This window comes from Candidatus Hinthialibacter antarcticus (assembly GCA_030765645.1).
Classification (GTDB): Bacteria; Hinthialibacterota; Hinthialibacteria; order Hinthialibacterales; family Hinthialibacteraceae; genus Hinthialibacter; species Hinthialibacter antarcticus.
Map to the genome: position 1 here is coordinate 1 of JAVCCE010000073.1, position 14,698 is coordinate 14,698.

The following is a 14,698-nucleotide window of genomic DNA, read 5'->3' on the forward strand; positions in this document are numbered from 1 at the left end:
GCTCCCAGAGTTCCACCCATGCCTGATTGGTTTGTCAATTTGTGAAATGCCAGAGCCTGTTTCTGAATAAAAATTATAGCCATCCATCAATGTAAGTACTCACTTACCGGATGAACCGATCATGTTTTTATTGATACGCTATTGAATCTTGCACGAACTTCGATACATTGAAGAATATAAAAAGGTTTCTAACGAAAGGCAAAAAGGTATGCACGTTGATCGTAGACATTTTATTGCTGGAACCCTGGGCGCTGTCGCGGCGCAGAGCACTATGACGGCTCAAGGCGCGTCCAATAAAAAACCGATTATGCTGGCGACCTGGCCATTTGGCGTGACAGCGCTTACTGCGGCGAATGAGGTATTGGATAAAGGCGGTAACGCGGTTGACGCCGTTGAGCAGTCAGCTATCACGGCGGAAAATGATCCCGAAACGACCAGTGTGGGCTACGGCGGTTACCCGAATGAAAACGGCGTTGTGCAATTAGACGCCGCCATCATTGACGGTAAGTCCGGGCAAATGGGTTCCGTCGCGGCGATGGAAAACATTCGCAATCCAATTTCGGTTGCGCGGAAAGTCATGGAAGCCAACCGCCATATTTATTTAGTCGGCGACGGCGCCAAGTCGTTTGCGCTCAAACACGGATTCAAAGAAGAAAACCTGCTGACGCCGCAAGCCCTGGAATGGTATATCGCCCAAAAAGCCAAACAAAAAGTGGACCCGGGCCATGACACCATCGGTACGTTGGCAATGGACAAAAACGGCGACATGGCGGTTTCATGCACCACTAGCGGCGTCGCGATGAAGTGGGCGGGCCGCGTGGGCGACTCGCCGATTATTGGCGCGGGGCTGTACCTCGACCCGGAAGTCGGAGGCGCGGTTGGCACCGGCGTTGGTGAACGCGCGATTGAGACCTGCGCCGCGTTCGCGATTGTGGAACTGATGCGCCAAGGCCGTACGCCGAAAGAAGCCAGCGAAGAAATCATGAAGCGCGTCGCCAAACGCAACGAAGGTAAGCCGCCGTTTTCATTAGCGTTTCTCGCGCTGCGTAAGGACGGCGAGTATGGCAACGCGGCCATTGGTAGTTTTAGTTATGCGTTGTCCATTGCAGGCAAGACGACGTTGGAACAAGGCAATATTCTATAAGGGGAAATTACGGCATGGGTAGGCTGGGTTCTTACTCTTTCATTTGGTAAGATGGATCAAGTTTGAGTGAACCTATTTTATTTTGGAGGACATTCATGCAATTTCGTAAAATTTTACTAAGCATCTTCGCGATGATATTCATCTGTTCAAATTCATTCGCGGCGGATTGGGTGAGTTACAAAGGCGGCGAAGGCTTGGGCAAAGGCAAGCACATCGTCATCGTGACCGGCGACGATGAATACCGCTCCGAAGAGTCGATGCCGCAGTTCGGAAAAATTCTGGCGAAGCGGCATGGGTTCGACGTCGATGTCTTGTTCGCGATTAACTCCGAAGACGACAGCATTCAGCCTGACTTTCAAACCAATATTCCTGGGTTAGAAAAACTGGCGGACGCTGACCTGATGATCCTCTTTACCCGTTTCCGCAATCTGCCAGATGAGCAAGCGCAGCCTATCGAGGATTACGTCAATTCAGGAAAACCCATCATTGCTTTGCGTACTTCGACTCATGCCTTCAATTTCACGGACGCTGGCAGTTCTTATACAAAATGGAGTTGGAACAACAAAGAATGGGACGGCGGGTTTGGCCGTCAGGTGTTGGGTGAAACCTGGATCAACCACTACGGCGCCCATAAAAAAGAAAGCACCCGCGGATTGATTGCGAAGGGGATGGAGTCACACCCCATCGTGCGCGGCTGCGAAGACATTTGGGGGCCGTCAGATGTGTATGGCATCAAGCAATTGACCGGCGACAGCAAACCCATCGTGATGGGGCAGGTGTTGGTTGGAATGAACCACGACGACGCGCCCAATACAGACAAAGAACTGGTCCCGGTGGCGTGGATCAAGACGTATACCGGAAGTTTGGGTGTTCCGTCGCGCGTGTTTACGACGACGATGGGACACGGCGGCGACTTTTTGAGCGAAGGCTTCCGGCGGCTGGTCGTCAACGCGGTCTATTGGGGGTTGGGGATGGACAATCTGATTCCAGATCGCGCCGATGTTGAACTGGTAGGCGATTATAATCCGTCTCCCATCGGCTTCGGCAACTATGTCAAAGGCGTCAAACCCAGCGACCACGAAATGTAATCGTGTTTGCTTTCTCTTAAATTTCAATAGCATCAAACAGTGCGATTCTCTGGTCGCACTGTTTTTTTGTTTTTACTTGTAAGAGCGATTTTAGGTATACTGAACCTAATGGCTATGAAAACAAACTCAACCATCTTACTTACAGGCGCTACAGGTTATGTTGGCGGACGGTTATTACCAAAACTTGTTGATCGTGGATATCAGGTCCGGTGCTTGACGCGTCGTCCCGAAGCGTTGCAGTCGCGCAATGTTGCGAATATCGAAATCATTCAGGGCAATGTGTTAGATGAGGATTCGCTAGTCAAGGCGATGGATGGTGCTACTGCGGCGTATTATCTAGTCCATTCAATGGGATCGAGAAAACGCTTTGAAAGAGAAGACCGCATTGCTGCTGAAAGGTTTGCAAGCGCTGCGAAAAAAGCAGACCTCGAGCGTATTATTTATTTGGGAGGTTTGGGAGATTCAAACCATCAACTTTCTGCTCACTTAAAAAGTCGTCATGAAGTCGGTCGAATTTTTCGAGAATCAGGCGTCAAAACAATCGAATTGCGCGCATCGGTTGTGATTGGTTCTGGAAGTTTATCGTTTGAGATGGTGCGCGCTTTGACTGAGCGTTTACCTGTTTTGATCACTCCACGATGGGTATCCGTACCGACGCAGCCAATTGCGGTGAATGACATTTTGTCATACTTGGTTCAGTCTCTGGATGTGGAAACGACTCATTCAAGAGTCTATGAAATTGGCGGGAGTGACATTGTTACTTATGGCGATTTAATGAAAGAATACGCCCGACAACGGGGCCTGAAGCGCTGGATGATTTCCGTCCCCGTCTTAACGCCGTATCTTTCCAGTTTGTGGTTGGGGCTCGTCACACCCATCTATGCGCGAATCGGCCGAAAACTGATTGACAGTATCCGCAATCCTACCATTGTGACAGACGAGACCGCTCAAGAAGATTTTTCTATTCGCCCGGTTGACATGCAAACGGCGGTTGCATCCGCTTTAATCAATGAAGATAAACAATTTGCCGAGACAAGATGGTCTGACGCGCTATCAAGTATCGGGACTCTACAAGATTGGGGCGGTGTACGTTTTGGTTCGCGAATTGTCGATTCCAGAACCGCGCTCATTCGTTGTAAACCCGAAGGTGCATTTCGACCGATTGAACGAATCGGAGGTGAAAATGGCTGGTATTATGGTAATTTTCTTTGGAAAATCCGTGGTTGGATTGACCTTTGTTTTGGCGGCGCCGGATTACGGCGCGGTAGACGCGACCCCGAACATGTTCGAATCGGAGATGCCCTCGATTTCTGGCGCGTCGAGGCGGTCGAGCCGAACCGTTTAATTCGACTCTCGGCGGAGATGAAACTGCCGGGGCGCGCCTGGCTGCAATTTGAGGTGGAGCCTGACAGCCAGGGCAGCATCATTCGCCAAACGGCCATTTTTGATCCGGTCGGGTTGCCTGGATTGCTATACTGGTATGCGTTATTTCCCTTACATGAATTTGTGTTTGCGGGGATGTTGCGTGAAATTGCCCGCCGCGCTCAAAACTCCATTTAGCAATCCCCATATACTTGACTGTCTACTGCGACAATTTATTCATAAAAAAGGTTCTTCCGAAAACGGGGTACTTTTTTTATAAATTCAATTGAGATTTCGCTGCATGCGGCATGGGTACAACTCTGCTCGCTTCAGTGCGGGCTTTCAGGCCCTTCCAGAGTTGCATCCATGCCTCATTTTATTTGTGAATTTTGACATGACGGAATACGTTTTTCTAAACACAATTATAGCTATCCATCAATAACTAGGTACTCAATTACGGGATGAACCTTTTTTTTAGTACGAATACCATTGATTCACGCTTTGGGCAAGCGGCTATCCCCTATACTTTTCATTGTATTCATAGATATTAATTGAGATGCAACTGAAATAAAATCCTCATTCAGGCGTACTATATACTATGTGTCCTCACTGCGGCGAAGCGATGATTGTGTTGGAACTGGAAGGCGTTGAAATTGACTTCTGCCCTTCCTGCAAAGGTACGTGGTTGGACGCGGGCGAATTGGAACTGCTTTGCGAGCCGGACGGCGCCGAAAGCGGTGCGGTGCGTGAACAGGCGTTTTCGGCAAAACGCGACCGGAAATCCAAGCGGCGCTGTCCACGTTGCAATTGGAAGATGGACGGCGTCCGGCTCGGCGGCGTCGAGTTAGAGCGCTGCTGCAACCAACATGGGCTTTGGTTTGACCGGGGCGAGATGGAGCAAGTGATCGCATCGTTTTCAGACCAGGAAAAAGAACTCGGACGCGTCGCCCGATTTTTCGCGGACCTCTATCACAACGAATTTAAGCCTGAATCGAAAGGGAAATAGAATGACTGCACTCGGTGGTTTAATTGGAGTTTTCGGCATGATTATCATGGTCTTTCTTGTATTGATTATCGGCTTGGCGCTGTGGTTTATTGGCGCCTATAACGGATTGATCCGTTTTCGTAATGAGGTGAAAAACGCCTGGGCGCAGATCGACGTTCAACTCAAGCGCCGACATGATTTGATCCCCAATTTGGTCGAGACCGTAAAGGGATACGCCGGGCATGAGAAATCGACTTTCGAGGAAGTGGTCCAGGCGCGTTCGCAAGCGGTGAATGCGAATTCCGTCCCTGAACAGGCGCAGGCGGAGTCGATGTTATCGGGCGCATTGGGGCGCATGATGCTGCTCGTAGAAAATTACCCTGACCTCAAAGCGAACCAGAACTTTTTGGCGCTGCAAGAAGAACTGACCTCAACCGAAAATAAGTTGGGATTTGCGCGACAATTTTATAATGACTCGGTGATGAAATACAACACTCAGATTCAAAGCATCCCGACGAATATTGTCGCGGGGATGTTCAACTTTGGCGAAGAGCCGTTCTTCGAACTGGATGACCAGGCGGAACGCGAAGCGCCTCAAGTGAAATTTTAGTTTGTGAAAAGACGCCTCGGAGTTGGGTTACGCTTGTCTCCGTGTTTCACAGGCGCTCAGTGAGACGCCCCAACGCTGGTATGTAGAAACTGATCAAATACAAGGGGAGGGCGAACCTCCTGGTGAGCCAAGTATAAAAAAGCATATCAATTTTTTGCGGCTCGGCGGGAGCCTCGCCCTCCTCAAATTATTTATCTCGAAATTAGTGGTTTTAAACCTATGTGGGAAGCGATACGCAGCAATCAACGCCGTTCAACAGTGCTCATCATTATGATGGGCGTTATTTTGGTTGCGCTGGGCGCGACGATTGGATTGTTTGTTGATCCACGCGCGGGCGGAGCGTTTGGCGCGGTCGGCGCATTGGCGCTGTGGTTTTTTCTGTATCTGATCGCGATTTTTCAAGGCGATTCCATTTTGCTCGGCGTCAGCGGCGCGGTGCGTATCAAAGAAAAATTTGAAGCGCCGCAGTTATGGAACATCGTCGAAGAAATGACTATCGCGTCCGGCTTGAAAAAAATGCCCGCAATTTACATTATCAACACCGACGCGCTGAATGCCTTCGCTGTTGGACGGCGTCCAGAAAAAGCTGCTGTTGCGGTGACCTCAGGGCTGATGAAGAAGCTCAGCCGCGATGAACTGCAGGGCGTGGTCGCGCATGAGATCGGGCATATCAAAAATCTCGATATCAAATTCATGACCATGGCGGCGGTGATGATGGGCAGCATCGTTATGATCTCCGACGTGTTTCTGCGTTCGTTGTGGTATGGGTCAATGATGGGGGGACGGCGGAGGTCGCGTTCGAATAACGACGGCGGCGCCCAGTTGATCGTTATGTTGGCTGCGCTGATTCTGGCGATTTTAGCGCCGATTCTGGCGCAGATGCTTTACTTCGCCTGTTCGCGGCAGCGGGAATACCTAGCCGACGCATCAGGCGCGTTGTTTACCCGATATCCCAACGGGCTGGCCTCTGCGCTAGAGAAGATTTCAGGGGGGACGATTGCCGCCAAACAAGTCAATCGTACGCTCGCGCCGATGTACATCATCAATCCATTACAAGCGCATTCATCCGCCGTGGGCTTGTTTTCCACTCATCCCCCGACGAAAAAACGAATTGATATTTTGCGTTCCATGTCCGGCGCCGGGCTGCGCGAATATGAACGGGCTTACCAGGAGTCGCTTGGAACCAAACGCGGTTGCATTGGCGAACGGTCGTTGCATGAAGCCGAAGAGGTTGGCGTCCGCGAAAGCAGCGTCAAACCTTCTTCAAAGAAAAAAGGGTTGGAGCAGATTCGTGAAATCAATGATTTATTCGCCCGCGTAGACGGCCTGCTGCCGATTGCCTGCGTCTGCGGGATGCAATTGAAAATTCCCCAAGAGTATAAAAAAGACCAGGTCGCCTGCCCACGTTGCGGCGTCGCGCATGAGGTCCCGAAAGCGAAGCCGGGCGCTGCGAAGCAATCGCAAACCTACCAGCGGTCTGGCGGCGGTTGGCAATCGTTTCGCTGCCAATGCGGCAAGACGGTTCAGCTCAGCCCGAAGTTTTCAGGCGAGTCGATCAATTGCCAAGGCTGTGGAGATTCGATTAAAATAGAGAGCGGCGCACAACGAAGAAAAACCAGCAAAAGGGGAGACGCATGAGATCGCTCATTACATGTATTTTGGGGTTGGCTTGTATTTCAACATTCGCGCAAGAAGCGCAGTGGCAGGGGCCTTCGGTGGATTTTTCGCATGGGGCGCTGCATGTTTCTGAAAACCAGCGCTTTCTTGTCCATCAAGATGGTACGCCGTTTTTTTATCTGGGAGATACGGCTTGGGAACTGTTTCATCGTTTGAACAGGGAAGAAGCGGAGCAGTATTTAGAGAACCGCCGCCAGAAAGGCATGAACGTCATTCAGGCGGTCGGGCTGGCCGAACTCGACGGCCTCAACACGCCAAACGCCTACGGTGAAAAACCGTTGATTGATAACGACCCGACAAAACCCAATGAGAAGTACTTTGAGCACGTCGATTTCATCGTTAACACAGCGAAAGAAAAAGGCTTGTATATCGGGTTTCTGCCAACCTGGGGCGATAAGGCGACCAAAGCCTGGGGGCAGGGGCCGGTCATTCTCACCAATGATAATACTGAAGACGCCCGCGCCTATGGACGCTTTTTGGGCGAACGCTATAAAGACGCGCCTAACATCATCTGGATTCTAATCGGCGACCGCGACGCCGAAGGCTATGAAGCCATCTGGCGGGCGATGGCGAAAGGCATTGGCGAAGGCGACCGCGGCGCGCATCTCATCACTTGCCATCCAATGGGTGGAATGTCATCTTCGAAATGGTTCCATGACGACAATTGGCTCGATTTTAATATGCTGCAATCCGGGCATGGTTCGTTCGATAATACAAACTACAAGATGATTGACGCTGACTACAATAGAAAGCCGACTAAACCAACTCTCGACGGCGAACCGCGTTATGAAAACCACCCGGTCAACTGGAAGCCGGAGAACGGCTGGTTCAATGACTTCGATGTGCGCCAAGCAGCGTATTGGGGCGTGTTCGCGGGTGGATTGGGGACGACGTATGGTTGCCACGACATTTGGCAGATGGTGGCGCCGGGACATACGCCCATTTCATCTGCGCGGGGAAGTTGGGACGGTTCGCTGGACCTTCCCGGCGTCTTTGACATGATCCACTTGCGCAAACTCATGGAATCGCGCCCGTTTTTTGATCGCGTTCCTGACCCGTCGCTGATCGCTGAGGGGCAATTCGATGACGGGCGTCATTTGCAGGCAACGCGCGGCAAGGATTATGCGTTTGTGTATGTCCCCTATGGGACCAATTTCAAATTGAATATGGGCAAAATCTCCGGCGACAAATCAAACGCCTGGTGGTTTAATCCGCGAGATGGCAAAGCGGGCGAACTGTTTGAAGTGAAGAATGAAGGCGTTTATGAATTTGATCCGCCTGGAGAACCCAAACGCGGCAACGACTGGGTGTTGGTGTTAGACGACGCATCGAAAGGGTATAAACCGCTGTAAGTTCAACGGTAAGGTTTCCAAAAGGGCGGGTATGTCTCTCTTCGCTTCAGTGCGCGCTTTCATGCGCTTATGCACAGGCGCTCACAGAGACATCCCCGTCTTTTTTTATGTGTGCGTTGCCCTGTTTTCTTTTAAAACGCCCTGGCATTGTATGCTTATCTCCAATCCAATGAACTTGTTGTTATGCTTCATTTTGAATAAAAGAGCGCCATATCAAAATAAAATTACACAATCGCCTCTGGAAAAGCGTTACCTTTAGTAGAGAAACATCTTTACTCAATTTTGGAGGCGTTACATGTTTAGAAAAGTGGTCACAGTTTCGGTTTTTGCTTTATGCCTGGCAGCAATTCCAACAGCGTCATTTTCTCAGGACGTACAATTACCTCTTACCTGGAACGGTTCGGGGGATACGACGTTTATCGCAGAGTATGGTACAAATAGCATTGATTTTGACATCAACATCAAAGTCGCTGAAGATGGTACCGTAACAGGCGGAACCAGCACGGATGAAGGTGACGCAAAAATAAAGCATCTCTTCTATGGTGAGAAAAAAGAACATCAAATCCCCGGACTTAAATCGCAAAAGATTATTCTCGTTCTTTTGTTAAATGAATATTCGTCTGATTCGGCCCTGGTGGTATTAAATGGCACCATCCTCTCGGACCGTTTTTTCTTTGGCGATATCAGTTTCGCACAATATGAGCAAGGCGGTTCAATTGCCAAGGCCCTGCAAGTGAATGATAAAATCGCGACCGAAATTTATGAAGATTATCTTTCGTCCGAGTTGAAATCGGCCTTGAAGCAATGTCTTCCTTTTGGGACTTTCAAAGCCGAAGGCAAACTTGAGTAACAGGTGTTATGTGAAATCAGCGCCAGTTGATTACAACGCCGTAATCGAACCGATTAAAGACAGAATGAAACGCAGCATCATTCGGATTGTTCAAAACCCGGATGATGCTGCGGATGCTTTCCAGGATGCTTTATTTCGCGTTTGGATGTATTGGGAACGCATTGTTTGCCACCCGAATCCCCAGGGGTATATTCTCAGTATATGCGTTAGCTCGTCTTATGATTTGCTTAGAAAAAAATCAAAAGCGCACCGGTTAGAGCAGTCGTTATATGCTGATTCGGCGCAGGCGCTTGAATCTGTTCCGCCTCCTGTGATGAAACAAGAACTGACGCAGTTAATACGCCAAGCCATTCTTGACTTGCCTTTGAAACAAGCGCAGGCGGTTTTTTTGCGGCTCTTTGAAGAAGAATCGTATACCGAGATTAGCAAGGCGATGGATTGTAAAGAAGAGACCGTGCGTTCTCATGTATCGAAAGGCCTCTCAAAACTTCGAGAGGTATTGAATGATCAAAATATTTCGCTGGCGGAGGTTTCATCGTGATCGAGCCGCTGGATGTAAACGAAAAGAAAATAAAACGATTACTGGAACAATCCATGAACGACGATATTTCTGAAGAACTAGACGAACGAATGGAACGCGCGTTCTGTTCGTTTCGTGAGAAATTGTCTGAGCACCCCTGCTATCAACCTTCTTCGCCGCGCAGAGGATTTCGTGGGTTTTATGGTTGGAATTTGGCTTGGTCAACCGGCGTCGCTTTCTTGGTTTTCGTCTTTGTTACGATTTCTATGTTGGCAAACCAGCCGCCAAGCTGGGCGGACGTCGCACAGCAATTTAAATCAATTTCATTTTTTCATGCGACCGTTAATGTAAGAAAAGTCGATTCATCGCAGGCGATTCAATTTGAATTCTGGATGGGGAATGGAGGGAAATTTCGCTTGCAATGTGGGAGCCAAATCGTTTTTGCCAACCAGCAAGGCATCGAAAAAACCTTTGATACTCAATCCAAAACGCTTGTTGAACCGCATGATTTTCTTAAAGACGTTATTAACCACATCAATGCGGCCGACCATTTTTCACTTGAAACCGTATTAAATTCATTTACTGGAAACTTCTCAGACTTGCGTCCTGTTCCCAACCCGGTGGAGGGCGTATCGAACGACATCAGTATTTTTGATTTACAACTCGAGGATACCAATCAAGCGATACGAATCTGGGCGTTAAGAGAAAGCATGCTTCCCATTTTTCTGAAATTCGCCAATTTAGAAAACGGAATTTCATACAACACGTTTTTTTCGTATCAACAAGAACAACCGGATACGTTTTTTGATGCGCAAAGTTATGAAGATAACCTGGAGATGATTTGATCCTAGTGGAATAGGCGCTTTGACCAAAACCTGTTGAACCATTCATTGTCGCACTATTTTTGTGTTTTTTAAAAAGGAGATAGTGCTTTTTTGTAGAATGGATAACCGACCTCTCCATCAAGTCAATAGTCAATTTTATCAAACCCTATTGATCCTGTCCTGTCGACTAAATCCCTTGCATTCTAATTTGTTTTAACAATTCTTTTAAAACGCCCTTGCATTGTTTGTGGTTGCTATTTAATTTATACTGATTGAGTCAATTTTATTGTTTTGTTTTTTTGAAATGTTAGGAATTCACGCAAACTCACCTCGCCGGGCGTTTCGCTCATCATCTCAGTTCCAATTGCGTTTTTTGATTTTGGTTTAGACCATCTGATCAAACCGGGGAGAACTCGCATGTTGAGAGTGGATGCGGAGAAGGCGGTCGAATTTTGCGACGGGATGAAGCGGCGCGATTTTATCCACGCCGGGGCGCTGTCAATGATGGGGCTGGGCTTGCCTCAATACGTCGCCGCCAAAGAAGCGGGCGCGGTTGACGCGAAGAAAGACCGCAACTGCATCTTCCTTTTTCTGGTCGGCGGCCCCAGCCAACTCGATACTTTCGATATGAAGCCCGATGCGCCCGCCGAAATTCGCGGGCCGTATAAACCCATCAACACTAACGCTGACTTTCAAGTGTCCGAGATTTTCCCGAAGGTCGCGAAGGTCGCCGATAAATTCGCCATCGTGCGTTCGATGTACCATCAGGCGGCGGGCGTACACGACACTGGCCATCAGATGATGCAAACCGGGCGGCTGTTTCAAAATGGATTGGAGCAACCGCACGCCGGCTGCGTGTATGGCTACCTCAAAGGGACGCGCAACAACCTGCCTGCGCACGTGATCGTGCCGCGCCCCATCGGCCCCACCGGCGGCAACATGCCGCATGGGCAGAACGCCGGGTTTCTGGGGAAAGAGTACGATCCGTTCATCGTCAACGCCAACCCTGCGGATGAACATTTTCAGGTGCCTGACTTATTGCCGCCGGATTATATCTCCGCCGTACGGTTGGAGCGCCGCCGTTCGCTGCGGCAGGCGGTTGATCAGTCAATTTCACATTTAGAAAAAACCGAAAACGCCAAGTTGCTCGACAGCACCTTCGAGACCGCCTACAGCATGGTCTCATCGCCCGAAGCGCGCGAGGCGTTTGATCTGACCAAAGAATCCGACAATATGCGCGACCGCTACGGGCGCAACAAGTTCGGGCAGGGCTGCCTGTTGGCGCGGCGTTTGATCGAACGCGGCGTTCGCTTTGTGACCGTGAATATGTTCGAGACGGTGTTTAATGAAATCACCTGGGATATCCACGGCTCAGCGCCGTTCAGCCCGATTGAATGTTACAAAGACTTGGTCGGCCCCATGTTTGACCACGGCTACAGCGCGTTGCTGCAAGACCTCAGCGACCGCGGCATGTTAGACGACACCATGGTGGTCGCGATGGGGGAATTTGGCCGCACGCCCAAGATCAACCCCGCAGGCGGACGCGACCATTGGCCGCAATGCTGGTCGATTTTGTTCGCAGGCGGCGGCGTTCAGGGCGGGCAAGCGGTGGGGGCGACCGATGCGATTGGCTCTGCGCCGATAGACCGTCCCACCACGCCCGCCGAAGTGGTGGCCACCGTCTATCACAGCCTGGGCGTTGATCTTGAGCATATATTGACTGCGCCGGGCGGGCGGATTTTTCCGGTGGTGGATTTCGGCGTAAAACCAATACACGAATTGTTTTCTTAATACAGCATTTACTTCGTTATTTTTGACGTAATGGGAAAAAATAGGATGTTAAATCGAACCGGTTTTGCCGTGACGGCTATCGTTGTATTGACGCAATTCTGCTTTGCTGCGCCGCTCACTCTTTTTCCAAAGACAATTCACCTAAGCCATGCCGATGACCGCCAACAATTGCTGGTTCTCGAAATGGACGCAGAGCGCAGCGTCGCCGATTGGACGCGGGAGGCGCAGTTGGTTGTTGAAGACCCAAATGTCGCCCGCGTCGAAGACGGCGTGATTGTTCCCGTCGGCGATGGGCAGTCGGTGGTGCGTGTTGAGGTTGGTGGTCAAACTGTAACAGCGACAGTGGTTGTGACGGGGACTCACGAGCCGCATGTGTGGAGTTTCGCCCATGACGTGCAACCCGCTATGACCAAAATCGGTTGCAACGCCGGGGCGTGTCACGGCGCGGCGGCAGGCAAGAACGGGTTTAAACTTTCTCTGCGCGGTTATGATCTGGCGCACGACCACAACGTGTTGACGCGGCAGGCGAAGGGGCGGCGAATATTAATATCCGAACCAGATAACAGTTTGTTGTTGCAAAAGCCGGTTGGAGACGTCCCGCATGGCGGCGGCAGGCTGATGCGGCGTGAATCAGCGGAATACCGCATCATCAAAGAATGGATCGCCGACAAAGCGCCGACGCCGCCCGCAGATGAAAAACAACTGACGGGAATCGACGTGTTCCCTAAGCGGGTGCGAATGAACGCGGGCGAACAACAGCAACTCATTGTAATCGCCCGTTTTGACGACGGCTCGCAAAAAGACGCGACCCCTTGGAGCAAGTATGAAACCACCAACGACGGCGTTGCGGTAATTGACGGCGCCGGGTTGGCGACCATCCAGCGCAGCGGCTCGGCGGCGTTGACAGTTTGGTATAACGGTATGGTGGCGTTCTCCAGCGTTGAGGTTCCCTACGAAGAAGAATTGAGCGATGAAGTGTTCGCCCAAGCCGAACGACGCAATTTCATCGACGAAAAAATCCTCGATCAATTGCAGGCGTTGCGCATCGGGCCGTCTGGTCCGTGCAGCGACGCCGAGTTCGTGCGCCGCGCCTATTTAGACGCCATCGGCGTCTTGCCCACGCAGCGCGAGATCGTTGCATTTGTGATGGACGCCGACCCCGATAAACGCGAACGGCTGGTAAACGAACTGGTCGAGCGCGAGGAATTCGTCGATCTGTGGTCATACAAATGGAGCGACCTGTTGCTGGTTTCGACCAACAATTCCGGCTTGAACAATCGAGAAGCGGCGCTGGCTTATTACCGCTTTATCCGTGACAGCGTCAAGCAAAACATCGGCTGGAACGAATTTGTTGAGCGCATCATTACCGCCCAGGGCAGTACGCTCGACAACGGCGCAGCGAATTATTTTGTTCTTCATAAAGAAACGACTGAACTGGTTGAGACGACCTCGAAAGCGTTTATGGGCTTGTCGATCACCTGTGCGCGATGCCACAACCACCCGATGGAAAAATGGACGCAGAACGATTACTACGGCATGGGCAATCTGCTGGCCCGGGTGCGTCTCAAAAACGGCGACCGGGCGGGAGAAACCTTTGTGCGCTCGGGATCGTCGGGCGACATGATTCATCCCCTCTACGGCAAGCCGTTGCCGCCCAAGCCGCTCGACAGCGAAGCCATTTCGTTAGACGCCGACAATCGCCGCGCCTATCTGGCGGAATGGCTGACCTCGCCGGAGAACCCGTACTTCGCCCGCGCGATTGTCAACCGGGTGTGGAAACACTTCATGGGCGCTGGCCTGGTGGAGCCGGAAGACGACTTGCGTTTGACCAATCCACCCAGCAATGAAGCCTTGTTCACCGCGTTGGAAAAAGATTTTGTAGCGCATGAGTATGATGTGAAGCATTTGGTCCAAACCATTATGGATTCTGCGGCGTACCAGCGTTCGTCAAAACCAGAGTGGGGCAACGACGGCGACCTACGGAACTATTCGCGCTATTTCCCCCGGCGGCTTTCGGCGGAAATCATTCTTGACGCTTACTCCTCCGTCACCGGGGCGGACACCCAATTCGCCGGGTACCCGCAAGGCTGGCGGGCGCTGCAATTGCCCGACGCCAACGCCGCATCGCAATTTTTAGCGACATTCGGGCGGCCCGAACGCAAACAGACCTGTTCATGCGAGCGCGATTCGACGCCGACGTTGGCGCAGGCGCTGCACATCAGCAACGGCAATACTCTCAATGAAAAATTGCAACGGGACGGTAACTTCATCGACCAGTTTTTAGACGGCGGCGGAACGCTGGATGATTTTATTTTTGATTTATATTTGCAGGCGCTTTGTCGAACGCCGTCCCGCGCAGAGAAGGCGGCTGTCATTGAAGCCGTGATGAACGGCGGCGACTGGGACGGCATGGAGCGCAAAGAAAAACGCCTTGCGTTAGAAGACGCCGCCTGGGCTGTATTGAGCGGCAAAGAGTTTTTGTTCAACCATTGATG

12 protein-coding genes are annotated in these 14,698 nt (G+C 50.9%); all 12 read left to right on the forward strand.

The window, feature by feature from the left end; all coding sequences use genetic code 11:
* Positions 1-208 precede the first annotated feature (208 nt).
* The 12 genes from P9L94_18450 to P9L94_18505 all read left to right on the forward strand — a co-directional run bounded on the left by P9L94_18450 (position 209) and on the right by P9L94_18505 (position 14,696).
* The gene (locus tag P9L94_18450; GenBank protein MDP8246070.1) at positions 209-1,144 is read left to right on the forward strand and encodes a N(4)-(beta-N-acetylglucosaminyl)-L-asparaginase; all 936 of its coding nucleotides are present in this window, start codon (positions 209-211) and stop codon (positions 1,142-1,144) included.
* Positions 1,145-1,239: 95 nt separating this feature from the next.
* Positions 1,240-2,232: a ThuA domain-containing protein gene (locus P9L94_18455; GenBank protein ID MDP8246071.1), complete on the forward strand. Its 993-nt coding sequence runs from the start codon at positions 1,240-1,242 to the stop codon at positions 2,230-2,232.
* A 66-nt stretch (positions 2,233-2,298) separates the two neighbouring features.
* The gene (locus P9L94_18460; GenBank protein MDP8246072.1) at positions 2,299-3,792 is read left to right on the forward strand and encodes an SDR family oxidoreductase; all 1,494 of its coding nucleotides are present in this window, start codon (positions 2,299-2,301) and stop codon (positions 3,790-3,792) included.
* 400 nt (positions 3,793-4,192) lie between these two features.
* Positions 4,193-4,600, forward strand: coding sequence for a zf-TFIIB domain-containing protein (locus P9L94_18465; protein ID MDP8246073.1), 408 nt, complete (start codon positions 4,193-4,195; stop codon positions 4,598-4,600).
* 1 nt (position 4,601) lies between these two features.
* Positions 4,602-5,189, forward strand: coding sequence for a LemA family protein (locus tag P9L94_18470; GenBank protein MDP8246074.1), 588 nt, complete (start codon positions 4,602-4,604; stop codon positions 5,187-5,189).
* A 219-nt stretch (positions 5,190-5,408) separates the two neighbouring features.
* Positions 5,409-6,827 carry a M48 family metallopeptidase gene (locus P9L94_18475; protein ID MDP8246075.1) on the forward strand — a complete coding sequence of 473 codons (1,419 nt, stop codon included), beginning with the start codon at positions 5,409-5,411 and terminating at the stop codon, positions 6,825-6,827.
* Entirely contained in the window at positions 6,824-8,218 is a 1,395-nt protein-coding gene (locus tag P9L94_18480; GenBank protein ID MDP8246076.1) for a glycoside hydrolase family 140 protein, read from the forward strand. The genes P9L94_18475 and P9L94_18480 overlap by 4 nt, the downstream gene beginning before the upstream one ends.
* 295 nt (positions 8,219-8,513) lie before the next feature.
* On the forward strand, positions 8,514-9,068 hold the full coding sequence (locus P9L94_18485) for a hypothetical protein (GenBank protein MDP8246077.1): 555 nt from the start codon (positions 8,514-8,516) through the stop codon (positions 9,066-9,068).
* 10 nt (positions 9,069-9,078) lie between these two features.
* The gene (locus P9L94_18490) at positions 9,079-9,609 is read left to right on the forward strand and encodes an RNA polymerase sigma factor (protein ID MDP8246078.1); all 531 of its coding nucleotides are present in this window, start codon (positions 9,079-9,081) and stop codon (positions 9,607-9,609) included.
* A complete protein-coding gene (locus tag P9L94_18495; protein MDP8246079.1) occupies positions 9,606-10,433 on the forward strand; it encodes a hypothetical protein in 828 nt (275 codons plus the stop codon). Before P9L94_18490 ends, P9L94_18495 begins: the two co-directional genes overlap by 4 nt.
* A 396-nt stretch (positions 10,434-10,829) precedes the next feature.
* A complete protein-coding gene (locus P9L94_18500) occupies positions 10,830-12,203 on the forward strand; it encodes a DUF1501 domain-containing protein (GenBank protein MDP8246080.1) in 1,374 nt (457 codons plus the stop codon).
* 45 nt (positions 12,204-12,248) lie between these two features.
* Complete coding sequence (locus P9L94_18505; GenBank protein MDP8246081.1) at positions 12,249-14,696, forward strand: DUF1549 and DUF1553 domain-containing protein; 2,448 nt, start codon at positions 12,249-12,251, stop codon at positions 14,694-14,696.
* Positions 14,697-14,698: the final 2 nt, after the last annotated feature.

Coding starts and splice junctions, on each gene's coding strand:
- P9L94_18470 (MDP8246074.1), top strand. CDS start 4,602: ATGACTGCACTCGGTGGTTTAATTGGAGTTTTCGGCATGATTATCATG.
- P9L94_18450 (MDP8246070.1), top strand. CDS start 209: ATGCACGTTGATCGTAGACATTTTATTGCTGGAACCCTGGGCGCTGTC.
- P9L94_18500 (MDP8246080.1), top strand. CDS start 10,830: ATGTTGAGAGTGGATGCGGAGAAGGCGGTCGAATTTTGCGACGGGATG.
- P9L94_18505 (MDP8246081.1), top strand. CDS start 12,249: ATGTTAAATCGAACCGGTTTTGCCGTGACGGCTATCGTTGTATTGACG.
- P9L94_18485 (MDP8246077.1), top strand. CDS start 8,514: ATGTTTAGAAAAGTGGTCACAGTTTCGGTTTTTGCTTTATGCCTGGCA.
- P9L94_18475 (MDP8246075.1), top strand. CDS start 5,409: ATGTGGGAAGCGATACGCAGCAATCAACGCCGTTCAACAGTGCTCATC.
- P9L94_18480 (MDP8246076.1), top strand. CDS start 6,824: ATGAGATCGCTCATTACATGTATTTTGGGGTTGGCTTGTATTTCAACA.
- P9L94_18465 (MDP8246073.1), top strand. CDS start 4,193: ATGTGTCCTCACTGCGGCGAAGCGATGATTGTGTTGGAACTGGAAGGC.
- P9L94_18455 (MDP8246071.1), top strand. CDS start 1,240: ATGCAATTTCGTAAAATTTTACTAAGCATCTTCGCGATGATATTCATC.